This is a genomic window from Acidovorax sp. Leaf73 (assembly GCF_916855635.1).
Taxonomy (GTDB): Bacteria; Pseudomonadota; Gammaproteobacteria; order Burkholderiales; family Burkholderiaceae_C; genus Acidovorax; species Acidovorax facilis.
This window is the reverse complement of sequence record NZ_CAKASI010000004.1, coordinates 568,278-582,420: the sequence shown is the minus strand read 5'-3', so window position 1 is coordinate 582,420 and position 14,143 is coordinate 568,278. Positions and strand designations below refer to the sequence as shown.

General features: G+C 60.6%; 18 protein-coding genes. 17 read left to right on the top strand and 1 reads right to left on the bottom strand.

Features of this window, described 5'->3' with window-relative positions; translation table 11 throughout:
- The first annotated feature begins 93 nt into the window (after positions 1-93).
- From LPA35_RS15975 to LPA35_RS15895, 17 genes are all read left to right on the top strand, one after another.
- Positions 94-1,263, top strand: a complete 1,170-nt coding sequence (locus LPA35_RS15975; protein ID WP_228897628.1) for a D-alanyl-D-alanine carboxypeptidase family protein — start codon at positions 94-96, stop codon at positions 1,261-1,263.
- A gap of 258 nt (positions 1,264-1,521) precedes the next feature.
- Positions 1,522-1,899 (top strand): 30S ribosomal protein S12, encoded by a 378-nt coding sequence (gene rpsL / locus LPA35_RS15970; RefSeq protein WP_007851137.1) that lies wholly within the window; start codon positions 1,522-1,524, stop codon positions 1,897-1,899.
- Positions 1,900-2,071: 172 nt separating this feature from the next.
- Positions 2,072-2,545, top strand: a complete 474-nt coding sequence (rpsG, locus tag LPA35_RS15965; protein ID WP_005798541.1) for a 30S ribosomal protein S7 — start codon at positions 2,072-2,074, stop codon at positions 2,543-2,545.
- A 152-nt stretch (positions 2,546-2,697) separates the two neighbouring features.
- Positions 2,698-4,800, top strand: coding sequence for an elongation factor G (gene fusA / locus LPA35_RS15960; protein ID WP_055401687.1), 2,103 nt, complete (start codon positions 2,698-2,700; stop codon positions 4,798-4,800).
- A 222-nt stretch (positions 4,801-5,022) separates the two neighbouring features.
- Positions 5,023-6,213 (top strand): elongation factor Tu, encoded by a 1,191-nt coding sequence (gene tuf, locus LPA35_RS15955; protein WP_056642984.1) that lies wholly within the window; start codon positions 5,023-5,025, stop codon positions 6,211-6,213.
- Positions 6,214-6,239: 26 nt separating this feature from the next.
- The gene (gene rpsJ / locus LPA35_RS15950; protein WP_005796953.1) at positions 6,240-6,551 is read left to right on the top strand and encodes a 30S ribosomal protein S10; all 312 of its coding nucleotides are present in this window, start codon (positions 6,240-6,242) and stop codon (positions 6,549-6,551) included.
- 232 nt (positions 6,552-6,783) lie between these two features.
- Positions 6,784-7,458: a 50S ribosomal protein L3 gene (gene rplC, locus LPA35_RS15945; protein ID WP_055394981.1), complete on the top strand. Its 675-nt coding sequence runs from the start codon at positions 6,784-6,786 to the stop codon at positions 7,456-7,458.
- Positions 7,458-8,078 (top strand): 50S ribosomal protein L4, encoded by a 621-nt coding sequence (gene rplD, locus LPA35_RS15940; RefSeq protein ID WP_008906425.1) that lies wholly within the window; start codon positions 7,458-7,460, stop codon positions 8,076-8,078. Before rplC ends, rplD begins: the two co-directional genes overlap by 1 nt.
- On the top strand, positions 8,075-8,389 hold the full coding sequence (gene rplW / locus LPA35_RS15935; protein ID WP_010467173.1) for a 50S ribosomal protein L23: 315 nt from the start codon (positions 8,075-8,077) through the stop codon (positions 8,387-8,389). Before rplD ends, rplW begins: the two co-directional genes overlap by 4 nt.
- 2 nt (positions 8,390-8,391) lie before the next feature.
- Positions 8,392-9,216, top strand: coding sequence for a 50S ribosomal protein L2 (rplB, locus tag LPA35_RS15930; protein WP_010467175.1), 825 nt, complete (start codon positions 8,392-8,394; stop codon positions 9,214-9,216).
- 10 nt (positions 9,217-9,226) lie between these two features.
- Positions 9,227-9,502: a 30S ribosomal protein S19 gene (rpsS, locus tag LPA35_RS15925; RefSeq protein ID WP_010467177.1), complete on the top strand. Its 276-nt coding sequence runs from the start codon at positions 9,227-9,229 to the stop codon at positions 9,500-9,502.
- Positions 9,503-9,511: 9 nt separating this feature from the next.
- Complete coding sequence (gene rplV / locus LPA35_RS15920; protein ID WP_007847806.1) at positions 9,512-9,844, top strand: 50S ribosomal protein L22; 333 nt, start codon at positions 9,512-9,514, stop codon at positions 9,842-9,844.
- Positions 9,845-9,859: 15 nt separating this feature from the next.
- Positions 9,860-10,741: a 30S ribosomal protein S3 gene (rpsC, locus tag LPA35_RS15915; protein WP_055394983.1), complete on the top strand. Its 882-nt coding sequence runs from the start codon at positions 9,860-9,862 to the stop codon at positions 10,739-10,741.
- Positions 10,742-10,743: 2 nt separating this feature from the next.
- Positions 10,744-11,160, top strand: coding sequence for a 50S ribosomal protein L16 (rplP, locus tag LPA35_RS15910; RefSeq protein ID WP_015012190.1), 417 nt, complete (start codon positions 10,744-10,746; stop codon positions 11,158-11,160).
- 16 nt (positions 11,161-11,176) lie between these two features.
- Positions 11,177-11,371: a 50S ribosomal protein L29 gene (gene rpmC / locus LPA35_RS15905; protein WP_055394985.1), complete on the top strand. Its 195-nt coding sequence runs from the start codon at positions 11,177-11,179 to the stop codon at positions 11,369-11,371.
- A 9-nt stretch (positions 11,372-11,380) separates the two neighbouring features.
- Complete coding sequence (gene rpsQ / locus LPA35_RS15900) at positions 11,381-11,650, top strand: 30S ribosomal protein S17 (protein ID WP_055394987.1); 270 nt, start codon at positions 11,381-11,383, stop codon at positions 11,648-11,650.
- Between the two features lie 258 nt (positions 11,651-11,908).
- Positions 11,909-12,418: a peroxiredoxin gene (locus tag LPA35_RS15895; protein ID WP_055394989.1), complete on the top strand. Its 510-nt coding sequence runs from the start codon at positions 11,909-11,911 to the stop codon at positions 12,416-12,418.
- A 142-nt stretch (positions 12,419-12,560) separates the two neighbouring features.
- Here the strand turns inward: LPA35_RS15895 and LPA35_RS26180 are convergent, their stop codons facing one another.
- A complete protein-coding gene (locus LPA35_RS26180) occupies positions 12,561-13,451 on the bottom strand; it encodes a reverse transcriptase family protein (protein ID WP_370641457.1) in 891 nt (296 codons plus the stop codon).
- Between the last annotated feature and the right edge of the window lie 692 nt (positions 13,452-14,143).

Here is a 14,143-nt window from a genome sequence, read left to right as displayed (position 1 = left end):
GGTTGGCTTCAACCCGCCCCTCCTGGTCGCCTCCCAGCAGTTTCTGCTGTTTCTTTTACCTCTTTTCCGAGCCTTTCCAGCCCCTTATCGCCCATGAAACGAATCCTGTCCGCGCTGCGATCCCTGGCCGTCTTTGCTGCCGTGGCCCCTGCCGCTTTCGGCGCCTATGCCCAGGCGCCCCAGCCTCCTGAAATTGCCGCGCGCACTTATATGCTGGTGGACGTCACGGCCAGCCAGGTGCTGGCCGCCAAGGACATTGACGCGCCGGTGGAGCAGGCTTCGCTCACCAAACTCATGACGGGCTATCTGGTGTTTGACGCGCTGCGCGCCAAGAAGATAACGCTGGACCAGAAGCTGCCCGTGAGCGTGCGTGCCTGGAAGATGCCCGGCTCGCGCATGTTCATCGACCCCAAGATGCAGGTGCCGGTGGAAGACCTCATCAAGGGCATGATCGTCCAGTCCGGCAACGATGCCACGGTAGCGCTGGCCGAGGGCGTTGGTGGCACGTACGAAAACTTCGTCAAGCTCATGAACGACCAGGCCAAGGCCCTGGGCATGAGCGGCACCAGCTACAAGAACCCCGAAGGCCTGACCGAGCCCGGCCACCTCACCACGGCGCGCGACCTGTCCGTTCTCGCCACGCGCCTGATGAAGGATTTCCCGGAATACATGCACTACTACTCCACCAAGCAGTACAGCTACCCCGGCACGCCTGCATCGAACGGCAGCAATCGCAATTCCCTGCTGTTCCGCGATCCGACCGTGGACGGCCTCAAGACCGGCCACACCGCAGCCGCAGGCTACTGCCTGGTGGCCACGTCCAAGCGTGAATTCCCAGGCGTGGGCCAGCGCCGCCTGCTGTCTATCGTGCTCGGTGCTGCCAGCGAAAATGCGCGCGCCAACGAAAGCCAGAAGCTGCTGAACTGGGGCTATACCGCGTTTGAAGCCGTCAAGCTGTTTGACGCCGGCAAGCCCGTCGCTACGCCCGCTGTCTGGAAGGGCACGGAAAACACCCTCAAGATCGGCCGCGATGAGGCCATCGTGGTGACCGTGCCCGCAGGCAGTGCAGGCAAGATCACCACCCAGATTGCGCGCCCCGACCCGCTGGTTGCTCCGTTCACCAAGGGGCAGTCTGTGGGCGCCCTGAAGGTACTCCTGGGCGAACAGGCTGTGGCGGAAGTGCCGCTGGTCGCGCTGGAAGGCGTGGAACAGGCGGGCATCCTGGGCCGTGCGTGGGATGCCATCCGGCTCTGGATAAAGTAGCAGGAACATCCCCCTCAGGCGCTGCCGCGTCTTCACCCCTTCCCGAACAGCGCAGCCATTCGGGAAGGGGGTATCGCCAGCGCGGCGGTTCTGGCTTGCCGCGCGCTTTCGGCGGCTTTTGGTCTCCATCTTGAGCCTGGGTTTCCGAGGAAAACCGCGTAGCGCTTGCCCGTTCAAGGCCTTGCTGCTACATTAGAAGGCTTTTCGGAAATTCCGAAGGGTTTCACGTTTTCGTTTTTTACGTTTAGGGACGTATTCATGCCAACCATCAATCAACTAGTCCGTCAGGGGCGCGAGGTCGAAAAGATCAAGTCCAAGAGCCCTGCGATGGAAAACTCTCCCCAGCGCCGCGGCGTGTGCACCCGTGTGTACACCACGACGCCTAAGAAGCCTAACTCCGCTCTGCGTAAGGTTGCCAAGGTGCGCCTGACCAACGGTTTTGAGGTCATTTCCTACATCGGCGGTGAAGGCCACAACCTGCAAGAACACAGCGTGGTGCTGGTTCGTGGCGGTCGTGTCAAGGACTTGCCCGGTGTGCGTTACCACATCGTGCGTGGTTCGCTCGACTTGCAAGGCGTGAAAGACCGCAAGCAGTCGCGCTCCAAGTACGGTGCCAAGAAGCCCAAGGCCAAGTAAGCCCTGCGCTTTTGCGCAAAAGAATTTTCGGTGCTGTCTCCCGCGTGGCGCGGTGAAGCAGCGTAGTGGCCCCAAACGCAGATGTTCTGCGCGGGTCGAGTAAGTGGGAGTCCTTGATTGGCTCTCGCGGTGTCTGAAAAGATGCCAACTGAAGCAAAGATAGAGGTAAAAAATGCCACGTCGTCGCGAAGTCCCCAAACGTGAAATCCTGCCGGATCCCAAGTTCGGCAATGTAGAGCTGTCCAAATTCATGAACGTGATCATGGAAGGCGGCAAAAAGGCGGTTGCAGAGCGCATCATTTATGGCGCCCTGGAACTGATCGAGAAGAAGCACCCTGACAAGGACCCGCTGGAAGCCTTCACTGTTGCCATCAACAACGTGAAGCCCATGGTCGAAGTGAAGTCCCGCCGCGTGGGCGGTGCCAACTACCAGGTGCCTGTGGAAGTGCGCCCTGTCCGTCGTCTGGCTCTGTCCATGCGCTGGATCAAGGAAGCCGCCCGCAAGCGCGGTGAGAAGTCGATGGCCCAACGCCTGGCCAACGAACTGCTGGAAGCCACCGAAGGCCGTGGCGGCGCCATGAAGAAGCGTGACGAAGTGCACCGCATGGCCGAAGCCAACAAGGCATTCAGCCACTTCCGCTTCTAAATCGACGAACTGCCCTCGTCGCCAAGCGCAAGGCTGCCGGCAATTTTGCCTGCAGCCTTGTGGCGATTGAGGTGGTCACAAAATTGACGGGTCGCAGCGCCACAATGCTGGGCCCTTCCCCTGAATAACACGACCCATCCAAGGATCCAACCATGGCTCGCAAGACTCCCATCGAGCGCTACCGCAATATCGGTATCTCGGCCCACATTGACGCTGGCAAGACCACGACCACCGAACGTATCCTGTTCTACACGGGCGTGAGCCACAAGATTGGCGAAGTGCACGACGGCGCTGCCACCATGGACTGGATGGAGCAGGAACAAGAGCGCGGCATCACGATCACCTCGGCTGCCACGACCTGCTTCTGGAAGGGCATGGACAACTCCTACGAGGAGCACCGCTTCAACATCATCGACACCCCCGGTCACGTGGACTTCACGATCGAAGTGGAACGTTCGATGCGCGTGCTCGACGGTGCCTGCATGGTGTACTGCGCCGTGGGTGGCGTGCAGCCCCAGTCGGAAACCGTCTGGCGCCAAGCCAACAAGTACAAGGTGCCTCGCCTGGCCTTCGTGAACAAGATGGACCGTACCGGTGCCAACTTCTTCAAGGTCTACGAGCAGATGAAGCTGCGCCTGAAGGCCAACCCTGTGCCCGTGGTGATCCCAATCGGCGCCGAAGACAAGTTCACCGGCGTGGTCGATCTGCTGAAGATGAAGGCCATTCTGTGGGATGAAGCTTCGCAGGGCATGAAGTTCACCTACGAAGAAATTCCAGCCGATCTGGTCGCATCCGCCAAGGAATGGCGCGAGAAGATGGTGGAAGCCGCTGCCGAAGCCTCCGAAGAGCTGATGAACAAGTACCTGGAAGAGGGCGACCTCTCCGAAGCTGAAATCAAGTTCGGTCTGCGTACGCGCACCATCGCCACGGAAATCCACCCGATGCTGTGCGGCACTGCGTTCAAGAACAAGGGTGTGCAGCGCATGCTGGACGCCGTGATCGACTACCTGCCGGCACCGACGGACATCCCTGACGTGACGGGTACCGATGAAGACGAAAACCCCGTCACCCGCAAGGCGGACGACAGCGAGAAGTTCTCGGCCCTGGCATTCAAGCTGATGACCGACCCGTTCGTGGGCCAGCTGACCTTCGTGCGTGTGTACTCCGGCGTTCTGAGCAAGGGCGATACCGTCTACAACCCCATCAAGGGCAAGAAGGAACGTATCGGCCGTATCGTGCAGATGCACGCCAACGAGCGCCAGGAAGTCGAAGAAATCCGTGCCGGCGACATCGCTGCCTGCGTGGGCCTGAAGGACGTGACGACCGGTGAAACGCTGAGCGACATCGACTCCCAGATCATTCTGGAGCGCATGGTGTTCCCTGAGCCTGTGATCACCCAGGCCGTGGAACCCAAGACCAAGGCTGACCAGGAAAAGATGGGCATCGCACTGCAGCGCTTGGCTGCAGAAGATCCATCCTTCCGCGTGAAGACCGACGAAGAATCGGGCCAGACGCTGATCGCCGGTATGGGCGAGTTGCATCTGGAAATCATCGTGGACCGCATGAAGCGTGAATTCGGCGTGGAAGCCAACGTGGGCAAGCCCCAGGTTGCCTACCGCGAAACCATCCGCAAGACGGTGGAAGAAGCCGAAGGCAAGTTCGTGCGCCAGTCCGGCGGTAAGGGTCAGTACGGCCACGTCGTGCTCAAGATCGAACCTAACGAAGCCGGCAAGGGCATCGAGTTCGTCGACGCGATCAAGGGTGGTGTGGTTCCTCGCGAATTCATCCCGGCCGTGGAAAAGGGTATCAACGAAGCCGTGACGCAAGGCGTGCTGGCTGGCTACCCCGTGGTGGACGTCAAGGTCACGCTGCACTTCGGTTCGTACCACGATGTGGACTCGAACGAACTGGCGTTCAAGATGGCTGCCATCTTCGGCTTCAAGGAAGGCTGCCGCAAGGCCGGCCCGGTCATTCTGGAGCCCATGATGGCCGTGGAAGTGGAAACGCCGGAAGACTACGCTGGTACCGTGATGGGTGACCTGTCCTCCCGCCGTGGCATGGTCCAGGGCATGGACGACATCCCGGGCGGTGGCAAGGCCATCCGCGCTGAAGTGCCGCTGTCCGAAATGTTCGGCTACTCGACCTCGCTGCGCTCCGCGACGCAAGGCCGCGCTACGTACTCGATGGAATTCAAGCACTACAGCGAAGCGCCGCGCAATGTGTCTGAAGCCATCATGGCTGCACGCGCCAAGTAAGCGCGTCGAGTGAAAGGTCTGCCCTGGGCAGGTCTTTCCTCTTTGTTTTTGAGTCAGATTGGCTGCTAGCGCTTGTCTATAAAGCGCTAGCAGCTATTAAAACAGTAGCAAAATTCTTGCAATCTGCGACCCGGTGCCGTCCTGTTGCCCTGTGCGGGACGAACCAGCAATCGGGTGCAGACGTTAAACCCCAACACAGGCATTGCTCTTTGGAGATTCAAAATGGCAAAAGGTAAATTCGAACGGACCAAGCCTCACGTCAACGTGGGCACAATCGGCCACGTGGACCATGGCAAGACGACGCTGACGGCAGCCATCGCTACCGTGCTGTCCGCCAAGTTCGGCGGCGAAGCCAAGGCATACGACCAGATCGATGCAGCGCCCGAAGAAAAGGCCCGCGGTATCACGATCAACACCGCTCACGTGGAATACGAAACGGCCAACCGCCACTACGCCCACGTGGACTGCCCTGGCCACGCCGACTATGTGAAGAACATGATCACCGGTGCAGCCCAGATGGACGGCGCTATCCTGGTGTGCTCGGCTGCTGACGGCCCCATGCCCCAGACCCGCGAGCACATCCTGCTGGCTCGCCAAGTGGGCGTGCCTTACATCATCGTGTTCCTGAACAAGTGCGACATGGTGGACGACGAAGAACTGCTCGAACTCGTCGAAATGGAAGTGCGCGAACTCCTGGACAAGTACGACTTCCCAGGCGACGACACCCCCATCATCCGTGGTTCCGCCAAGCTCGCCCTGGAAGGCGACAAGGGCAAGCTGGGTGAAGAAGCCATCATGAAGCTGGCTGAAGCGCTGGACACCTACATCCCCACGCCAGAGCGCGCTGTGGACGGTGCCTTCCTGATGCCCGTGGAAGACGTGTTCTCCATCTCCGGCCGTGGCACCGTGGTGACCGGTCGCGTTGAGCGCGGCATCATCAAGGTCGGCGAAGAAATCGAAATCGTCGGTATCCGCGACACGCAAAAGACCATCTGCACCGGCGTGGAGATGTTCCGCAAGCTGCTGGACCAAGGTCAAGCTGGCGACAACGTCGGCCTGCTGCTGCGCGGCACCAAGCGCGAAGACGTGGAGCGTGGCCAAGTGCTGTGCAAGCCCGGCTCGATCAAGCCCCACACCCACTTCACCGCTGAAGTGTATGTTCTGAGCAAGGACGAAGGCGGCCGTCACACGCCCTTCTTCAACAACTACCGCCCTCAGTTCTACTTCCGCACGACCGACGTGACCGGCGCCATCGAGCTGCCAGCCGACAAGGAAATGGTCATGCCTGGTGACAACGTGTCGATCACTGTGAAGCTGATCAACCCCATCGCCATGGAAGAAGGTCTGCGCTTCGCTATCCGCGAAGGCGGCCGTACCGTGGGCGCTGGCGTCGTGGCCAAGATCATTGCTTAATCCATAAGCAGAACAAGGAACTTGCCATGTCCAAGCAAAAAATCCGCATCCGCCTGAAGGCGTTTGACTACAAGCTGATCGACCAGTCCGCTGCCGAGATCGTTGACACTGCCAAGCGCACCGGCGCCATCGTCAAGGGCCCCGTGCCCCTGCCGACACGCATGAAGCGTTTCGACATCCTGCGCTCGCCGCACGTCAACAAGACCAGCCGCGACCAGCTCGAAATCCGCACGCACCAGCGTCTGATGGACATCGTGGACCCAACGGACAAGACCGTTGACGCCCTGATGAAGCTCGACCTGCCTGCTGGCGTGGACGTCGAAATCAAGCTGCAGTGATGTAGCGACGGCCGTTGTGAGGTGGGTCCGCCCGCCTTGCAGTGTCTGAAATAACGCGAACTTGCTTGAAAAAGCAGTTCGCGTTATACTTTAGGGCTTCGCTCAATTTGCGCCTGTTAAAAGGTGTGCATTGGCGGAGTTTTATTAACCTTCTTTCATACACGCGGGCGAGAGCTTGCGGAAACGCTGCAGCCAATTGAAGTTGTGGCGGTGAGAGTTTTGGAGAAAACCAATGAGTCTGAGCAACTCCCTCGGGTTGCTGGGTCGCAAAGTGGGCATGATGCGTCTGTTCACCGATGATGGGGACGCAGTGCCTGTCACGGTGGTGGATGTGTCCAACAACCGCGTTACCCAGGTCAAAACCCAAGAGAACGATGGCTACGTGGCCTTGCAGGTCACGTTTGGTTCGCGCAAAGCATCGCGCGTAACCAAGCCAGAAGCCGGCCACCTTGCCAAGGCAGGTGTGGAAGCCGGTGAAATCATCCAGGAATTCCGCGTCACTGCTGATACCGCTGGCAAATATGCCGCAGGTGCAGCTGTGCCCGTAACCGATGTGTTTGCCGTGGGCCAGAAGGTCGATGTGCAAGGCACTTCCATCGGTAAGGGTTACGCCGGTACCATCAAGCGTCACAACATGAGCTCGCAGCGCGCGTCGCACGGTAACAGCCGTTCGCACAACGTGCCTGGCTCGATCGGTATGGCACAAGACCCCGGTCGCGTGTTCCCCGGCAAGCGCATGACGGGCCACCTCGGCGATGTCACCAAGACCACGCAAAACCTCGATGTCATCCGCATCGACGAAGCGCGTCAATTGCTCTTGATCAAGGGCGCTATTCCGGGCTCCAAGGGTGGGTTCGTGACGGTGCGCCCAGCGGTCAAGGCCAAATCTTCCAAAGGAGCGAACTAATGCAGCTCGAACTCCTGAATGACCAAGGCCAAGGCGCGTCCAAGCTGGATGTTCCTGAAACCGTGTTCGGTCGTGAATACAACGAAGATCTGGTGCACCAGATCGTCGTGGCCTACCAGGCCAATGCACGCCAAGGCACTCGCGCCCAGAAGGACCGCGAGCAAGTCCGTCACTCGACCAAGAAGCCTTTCAAGCAAAAGGGTACGGGTAACGCACGTGCAGGTATGACTTCCTCGCCACTGTGGCGTGGGGGCGGTCGGATTTTCCCGAACATGCCTGACGAAAATTTCACGCAGAAGATCAACAAGAAGATGTACCGCGCCGGTATGTCTGCCATCTTGTCGCAGCTGGCCCGCGAAGGCCGTCTGGCTGTGGTCGACTCGCTGAAGCTTGACTCCCCCAAGACCAAGGTCCTGGCCGACAAGTTCAAGGCGATGAACCTGCAATCGGTGATGGTGATTGCCGACGAAGTGGACGAAAACCTGTACCTGGCTTCGCGCAATCTGGTGAACGTGCTCGTCGTTGAGCCCCGTTACGCCGATCCCGTGTCGCTGGTGCGTTTCAAGAAAGTGCTCGTCACCAAGGGTGCAATCGACAAACTCAAGGAGATGTTCGCATGAGCACACTCAAGTTTGACGAAGGTCGTCTGATGCAAGTGCTGGTCGCTCCCATCGTGTCCGAAAAGGCCACCATGGTTGCTGAAAAGTCCAATGCTGTGACGTTCAAGGTGCTGCAGAACGCAACCAAGCCAGAAATCAAGGCCGCTGTGGAATTGATGTTCAAGGTCGAGGTCAAGGGCGTCTCTGTGGTGAACACCAAAGGCAAGACCAAGCGTTTTGGCAAGACCATCGGCCGCCGCGACAACGTTCGCAAGGCATACGTCACGCTGCAACCAGGTCAAGAGCTGAACCTCTCCGGGGAGGCCGCGTAATCATGGCTGTCATCAAGATGAAACCCACTTCGCCCGGCCAACGTGCCGTGGTGAAGGTCACGCGTGACCACCTGTACAAGGGTGAAGCGTACGCCCCCCTGCTGGAGCCACAATTCCAGAAGGCCGGTCGTAACAACAACGGTCACATCACCACCCGCCACAAGGGCGGTGGTCACAAGCACCACTACCGTGTGGTGGACTTCAAGCGCAACAAGGACGGCATTCCGGCCAAGGTTGAGCGCATTGAGTACGACCCCAACCGTACGGCCCACATCGCTCTGGTGTGCTATGCCGACGGCGAGCGCCGCTACATCATCGCTCCCCGCAACCTGGAAGTGGGCGCAACCCTGCTGTCCGGTTCGGAAGCCCCTATCCGCGCTGGCAACACGCTGCCTATCCGCAACATCCCCGTGGGTTCGACCATCCACTGCATCGAGCTCAAGCCCGGTGCCGGTGCTCAGATCGCCCGCTCGGCAGGTGCTTCGGCAACGCTGCTGGCCCGCGAGGGCGTGTATGCCCAGGTGCGTATGCGCTCCGGCGAAGTGCGCAAGATCCATATCGAATGCCGCGCCACCATTGGTGAAGTGGCCAACGAAGAGCACAGCCTGCGCCAGTTGGGCAAGGCCGGTGTGAAGCGCTGGATGGGTATTCGTCCTACGGTTCGCGGCGTGGCCATGAACCCTGTGGATCACCCTCACGGTGGTGGCGAAGGCCGCACCGGCGAAGGCCGCCATGCAGTCGATCCTTGGGGCAATCTGACCAAGGGTTATCGCACCCGTAACAACAAGCGCACACAGATCATGATCGTGTCGCGTCGCAAGAAGTAAGGGGTAACAGATGACTCGCTCTCTTAAAAAGGGTCCATTTGTTGACCATCACTTGCTGGCCAAGGTCGAAAAGGCCGTTGCCACCAAGGACAAGAAACCAGTCAAGACCTGGTCGCGTCGCTCCATGGTTCTGCCCGAGTTCATCGGTCTGACCATTGCCGTGCACAACGGCAAGCAGCACGTACCTGTCTATGTCACCGACCAGATGGTGGGCCACAAGCTGGGCGAATTCGCCCTGACGCGCACCTTCAAGGGTCACCCCGCTGACAAAAAAGCGAAGAAGTAAGGAACGACCATGTCTGAAACACGTGCAGTCCTCCGGGGCGTCCGTCTGTCGGTCGACAAGGGCCGTCTGGTCGCTGACCTGATCCGCGGCAAGAAGGTGGACCAGGCTCTGAACATCCTGAACTTCACGCAGAAAAAAGCTGCGGGAATCGTCAAGAAAGTTCTGGAGTCGGCCATCGCCAATGCCGAACACAACGATGGCGCTGACATCGACGAACTGAAGGTCAAGACCATCTACGTCGAACAAGGCACCACGCTCAAGCGCTTCACCGCGCGCGCCAAAGGCCGCGGCAACCGCATCAGCAAGCCCACGTGCCATGTGTACGTGACGGTTGGCAACTAAAGGCTCGGGAAGACTATGGGACAAAAAATCCATCCTACCGGCTTCCGCCTTGCGGTCAGCCGCAACTGGTCCAGCCGTTGGTACGCCAGCAACCGCGACTTCGCGGGCATGCTGGCCGAAGACATCAAGGTGCGCGAGTACCTGAAGGCCAAGCTCAAGAACGCGGCAGTGTCGCGCATCCTGATCGAGCGTCCTGCCAAGAACGCCCGTATCACCATTTACTCGGCACGTCCTGGTGTGGTGATCGGCAAGAAGGGCGAAGACATCGAGAACCTGAAGAAGGAACTCGCTCTGCGCCTGGGTGTGCCTGTGGCAGTCAACATCGAAGAAGTGCGCAAGCCCGAAATCGATGCCAAGCTGATCGCCGACAGCATCACGCAACAGCTCGAAAAGCGGATCATGTTCCGCCGCGCCATGAAGCGTGCCATGCAGAACGCCATGCGTCTGGGTGCCCAAGGCATCAAGATCATGTCGTCCGGTCGTCTGAACGGTATCGAAATCGCTCGTTGCGAGTGGTACCGTGAAGGCCGCGTGCCACTTCACACGCTGCGCGCCGACATCGACTACGGTACCTCTGAAGCCAAGACCACCTACGGTGTGATCGGCGTCAAGGTCTGGGTCTACAAGGGCGATACGCTGGGTCGTAACGACCTGCCTGCCGTGGAAACCCCACGTCCAGACGAAGAACGCCGCCCACGCGGTCCACGCCGTGACGGCCGCCCAGGTGGCGATCGTCCAGGCGCAGGCCGTGGCCCACGTCGTCCAGTCGGTGGTAACACCGCTCCGGCCGACGGCAGCGACAAGCCAGTGGAAGCTGGTGGCGCTGATAACACCGCCGTTAAGCGCGTACGCAAAGTCGCCGCGCCCGCTACAGCAGCGGACGGAAAAGGAGAATAAGTATGCTGCAACCTGCTCGCCGCAAGTACCGCAAGGAGCAAAAGGGCCGTAATACCGGTGTCGCAACGCGGGGTGCCTCCGTTGCGTTCGGTGATTTCGGTCTGAAGTGCACCGATCGTGGCCGTCTCACGGCCCGCCAGATCGAAGCTGCACGCCGTGCGATTTCCCGTCACGTCAAGCGTGGCGGCCGTATCTGGATCCGCGTGTTCCCGGACAAGCCAATCTCTACCAAGCCCGCAGAAGTTCGTATGGGTAACGGTAAGGGCAACCCCGAGTACTACGTGGCCGAAATCCAGCCCGGCAAGATCGTTTTCGAGATCGTCGGTGTGCCTGAAGAACTGGCCCGCGAAGCGTTCCGCCTGGCTGCAGCCAAGCTGCCGCTGCGCACCACGTTTGTCAGTCGTCACCTTGGCGCTTAATTCAGGAGAACAAGCAATGAAGACTACTGAACTTCGCCAAAAAGACGTCGCCGGTATCGAAGCCGAAATCAAGGCGCTGCAAAAGGCCCACTTCGGCCTGCGCATGCAAAAGGCTACGCAGCAATTGGCTAACACCAACACGCTGCGCACCACCCGCCGCGATATCGCCCGTGCAAAGACCATTCTTGCTGAAAAGCAAGCCGCCAAGTAAGGAGCCCACATGACGGAACCTAAAAAATCCCTCAAGCGCACCTTGGTTGGCAAGGTGGTCAGCGACAAGCGTCAAAAGACTGTGACCGTGCTGGTCGAGCGCCGTGTGAAGCACGAGCTCTACGGCAAGATCGTTGCGAAGTCGAGCAAGTACCACGCCCATGATGAGAATGGCGAGTACAAGCTGGGCGACGTGATCGAAATTACCGAAAGCCGTCCGCTCTCCAAGACCAAGAACTGGGTGGCTACCCGCTTGGTGCAAAAGGCCGGTCTGCTGTAAATCAGCATCCCATTGCCCCGGGGTCAAGACCCCGGACGGCAAAGCCTTTCAAAACGACCCACAATGTGGGTCGTTTTGCTTTGTGGCCCACTTTTTTAGGACTCAGGCAAATCGGGATGCGGCATCAACTCGCTTTGGCGTGAGTCGCTTGTCTGAGCCTTGTTTTGCGCACGTCATGTTGTGTTGGCGGCGCGGGGCACTTCGCGTATCCAATCCCATTCATCCCGCTATCCATTCCACCATCCCAAGGAGATAACAATGATCAAAGTCGGTGACACCCTGCCTGCCAGCACGCTCATGGAATATTCGGAAGTCGAGGGCGAAGGCTGCAGCATCGGCCCGAACCCTGTGCCTGTAGACAAGGCTACGGCTGGCAAGACGATTGCCCTGTTTGCATTGCCCGGAGCGTTTACGCCCACCTGCTCGGCCAAGCATGTGCCAGGCTATGTGGAAAAGGCCGCCGAGTTCAAGGCCGCAGGTGTGGATGAGATCTGGTGCGTGAGCGTGAACGACGCCTTCGTCATGGGCGCATGGGCGCGTGACCAGAAGACCGATGGCAAGGTCCGCATGTTGGGCGATGGCGATGCCACTTTCGCCAAGGCCACCGGTCTGACGCTGGATCTGACGGGCAAGGGCCTGGGTCTGCGCAGCAACCGTTATTCGATGCTGGTGCGCGACGGCAAGGTGGTCACCCTCAACGTGGAAGCCCCGGGCAAATTTGAAGTGAGCGACGCTGACACGCTGCTCCAGCAAGCCCAAAAGGCTTGAGTTCGGCGTTAACCGGCTGCGCCGAGTTGCTCCCTGCGATGTGGGGCGTTCTGGCTTGGGCCGGCTACCGGGGTCGCCATTGCTGTGGCGAGAACTGGTGAAGCCGGCCATAAACGTGATCCCGGGAAGGCCTTGAGCGGATCTAAATCTCGTTGGAAAACCGGATGGCTTGGAACAGCTGCTGCAGCTTCGCACTGCGTGTCGGCGCCAGCCATTGACTGGCCCATTGGACCTCGCCGGTCAGCCGGGCCCGTTCGCTGATGTCCACCTGGGGCTGTTGGCCCAGCCGGTGCAGGCGCGCCTTGAGGATGTCGAACTGTGTGCGGCTGTAGTTGGTACGCTCGTTGACCACCAGTCCCGTCACATACTGCCGCTGGTGCGCTGGCATCACGCGGGTCTTGTCCGCGCGCAGGGTGAATCCTTCGTCCTGGGCAATGGCGGTCACCCAGGCGCGCAAGTCCACCCACTGCTGGTGCAGCGCCTTGGAACCTGAAAACACCAGGTCGTCGGCATAGCGTGTGTAGCGCGCGCCAAAGCGCTCTGCCAGGGCGTTCAGCCGCAGGTCCAGCCCGAAGGCGCACAGATTTGCCAAGGCGGGCGACGTGGGCGCACCCTGCGGCAAATGGGGCTGTTTCAGGCGCGTGTTGATGGCACGGCGCTGCGCGATGGCCTCCCGCGGCAGGAGGGCTGCTTCCAGCAATCGTTCCCGGACGGCCTGAGGGGTTCGCGTGGTGGTCAGCCGCGTCAGCAGCTCGGCGGCCGGCCGGCCGTGGCCCAGTGCCCGCCACAGCGCGCGCACGCGGGTGGCCGTGATGCACATGAAGAAATCGGCTAGGTCAAACCGTATCACCACAGCCTGCTGGGTGTGGACCTGTGCGTGGGTGCCCACGCCGTGGCCGCGCACAAAGCCATGCGCGGCCTCGTGCACGGGCACGCCAGCCAGCAGGCTGTCCAGAATGCGGCGCTGCGTGCTGGCCGGGCGCGGGCGGGGCGCCTCCAGCAGGCGCAGCCCACCGCTGGGCTTGGGCAGCAAGCGGTAGCGATAGTGCGAAAGGGGCAGGGCATGGCCCCCGTCCTGGCGTTCGCGCCAGTGCGCATGCTCGGGCGCGAGCCACAGGAGGTCATCCAGCGAAACGGCCAGGGCCTCGGTCACGTCGGTGGCGGCCAGCAGCACGGGCGTGGTGCGCCCACGGCCCATCCATGCGGGGTGCGCGCCTGCCGTGGCAGGACGCAGCAGCCAGTGCAACGGCTCCCCGGTGCGTGGGCTGGCGGCCCAGGTGCGGAAAGCCCGGGCGAGTTGGGGGTCGGGCCATTGGTGCAAAGGCAGGGCTGGTTCGGCGTTTTTATCGTCGTCGCCCGCCAGCTCGTCCCAGGCGTCCTGGTCTTTTTCCTCCTGCTGGCTGAAGGTCGTCGTAAGCGACTGCAGGGTGGAGCCATTGCGCAGCCCCGCTTTGCGCCACCAGACACCCCAGCACAGCCAGGTGGCCACGTCCTCTGGCTCCAGCCGCGCCCATTCGGCCCCGGACGCGTGGGACAGGCGGCGCAGCTGTTCGAGCAAGGGCGGGGGCAGTGGAACGGGGCTGTCCGCCAGAGTCGTGTTGTTACCCAGGCAGGCACTTGCGCGCGCTGCCAGTGCCTGGAGGGTGCGACGCTCCGGCTCCCGTGCATCGGCCAGCACGGCCATGGCCAGCGCCTTGGCCAGTGCGCGTGTGCGGGCTGGAGTCT

Coding starts and splice junctions, on each gene's coding strand:
- fusA (WP_055401687.1), top strand. CDS start 2,698: ATGGCTCGCAAGACTCCCATCGAGCGCTACCGCAATATCGGTATCTCG.
- rpmC (WP_055394985.1), top strand. CDS start 11,177: ATGAAGACTACTGAACTTCGCCAAAAAGACGTCGCCGGTATCGAAGCC.
- rplD (WP_008906425.1), top strand. CDS start 7,458: ATGCAGCTCGAACTCCTGAATGACCAAGGCCAAGGCGCGTCCAAGCTG.
- rplC (WP_055394981.1), top strand. CDS start 6,784: ATGAGTCTGAGCAACTCCCTCGGGTTGCTGGGTCGCAAAGTGGGCATG.
- rplP (WP_015012190.1), top strand. CDS start 10,744: ATGCTGCAACCTGCTCGCCGCAAGTACCGCAAGGAGCAAAAGGGCCGT.
- rplV (WP_007847806.1), top strand. CDS start 9,512: ATGTCTGAAACACGTGCAGTCCTCCGGGGCGTCCGTCTGTCGGTCGAC.
- rpsL (WP_007851137.1), top strand. CDS start 1,522: ATGCCAACCATCAATCAACTAGTCCGTCAGGGGCGCGAGGTCGAAAAG.
- LPA35_RS15895 (WP_055394989.1), top strand. CDS start 11,909: ATGATCAAAGTCGGTGACACCCTGCCTGCCAGCACGCTCATGGAATAT.
- rpsJ (WP_005796953.1), top strand. CDS start 6,240: ATGTCCAAGCAAAAAATCCGCATCCGCCTGAAGGCGTTTGACTACAAG.
- tuf (WP_056642984.1), top strand. CDS start 5,023: ATGGCAAAAGGTAAATTCGAACGGACCAAGCCTCACGTCAACGTGGGC.
- LPA35_RS15975 (WP_228897628.1), top strand. CDS start 94: ATGAAACGAATCCTGTCCGCGCTGCGATCCCTGGCCGTCTTTGCTGCC.
- rpsC (WP_055394983.1), top strand. CDS start 9,860: ATGGGACAAAAAATCCATCCTACCGGCTTCCGCCTTGCGGTCAGCCGC.
- rplW (WP_010467173.1), top strand. CDS start 8,075: ATGAGCACACTCAAGTTTGACGAAGGTCGTCTGATGCAAGTGCTGGTC.
- rpsG (WP_005798541.1), top strand. CDS start 2,072: ATGCCACGTCGTCGCGAAGTCCCCAAACGTGAAATCCTGCCGGATCCC.
- rpsQ (WP_055394987.1), top strand. CDS start 11,381: ATGACGGAACCTAAAAAATCCCTCAAGCGCACCTTGGTTGGCAAGGTG.
- rpsS (WP_010467177.1), top strand. CDS start 9,227: ATGACTCGCTCTCTTAAAAAGGGTCCATTTGTTGACCATCACTTGCTG.
- rplB (WP_010467175.1), top strand. CDS start 8,392: ATGGCTGTCATCAAGATGAAACCCACTTCGCCCGGCCAACGTGCCGTG.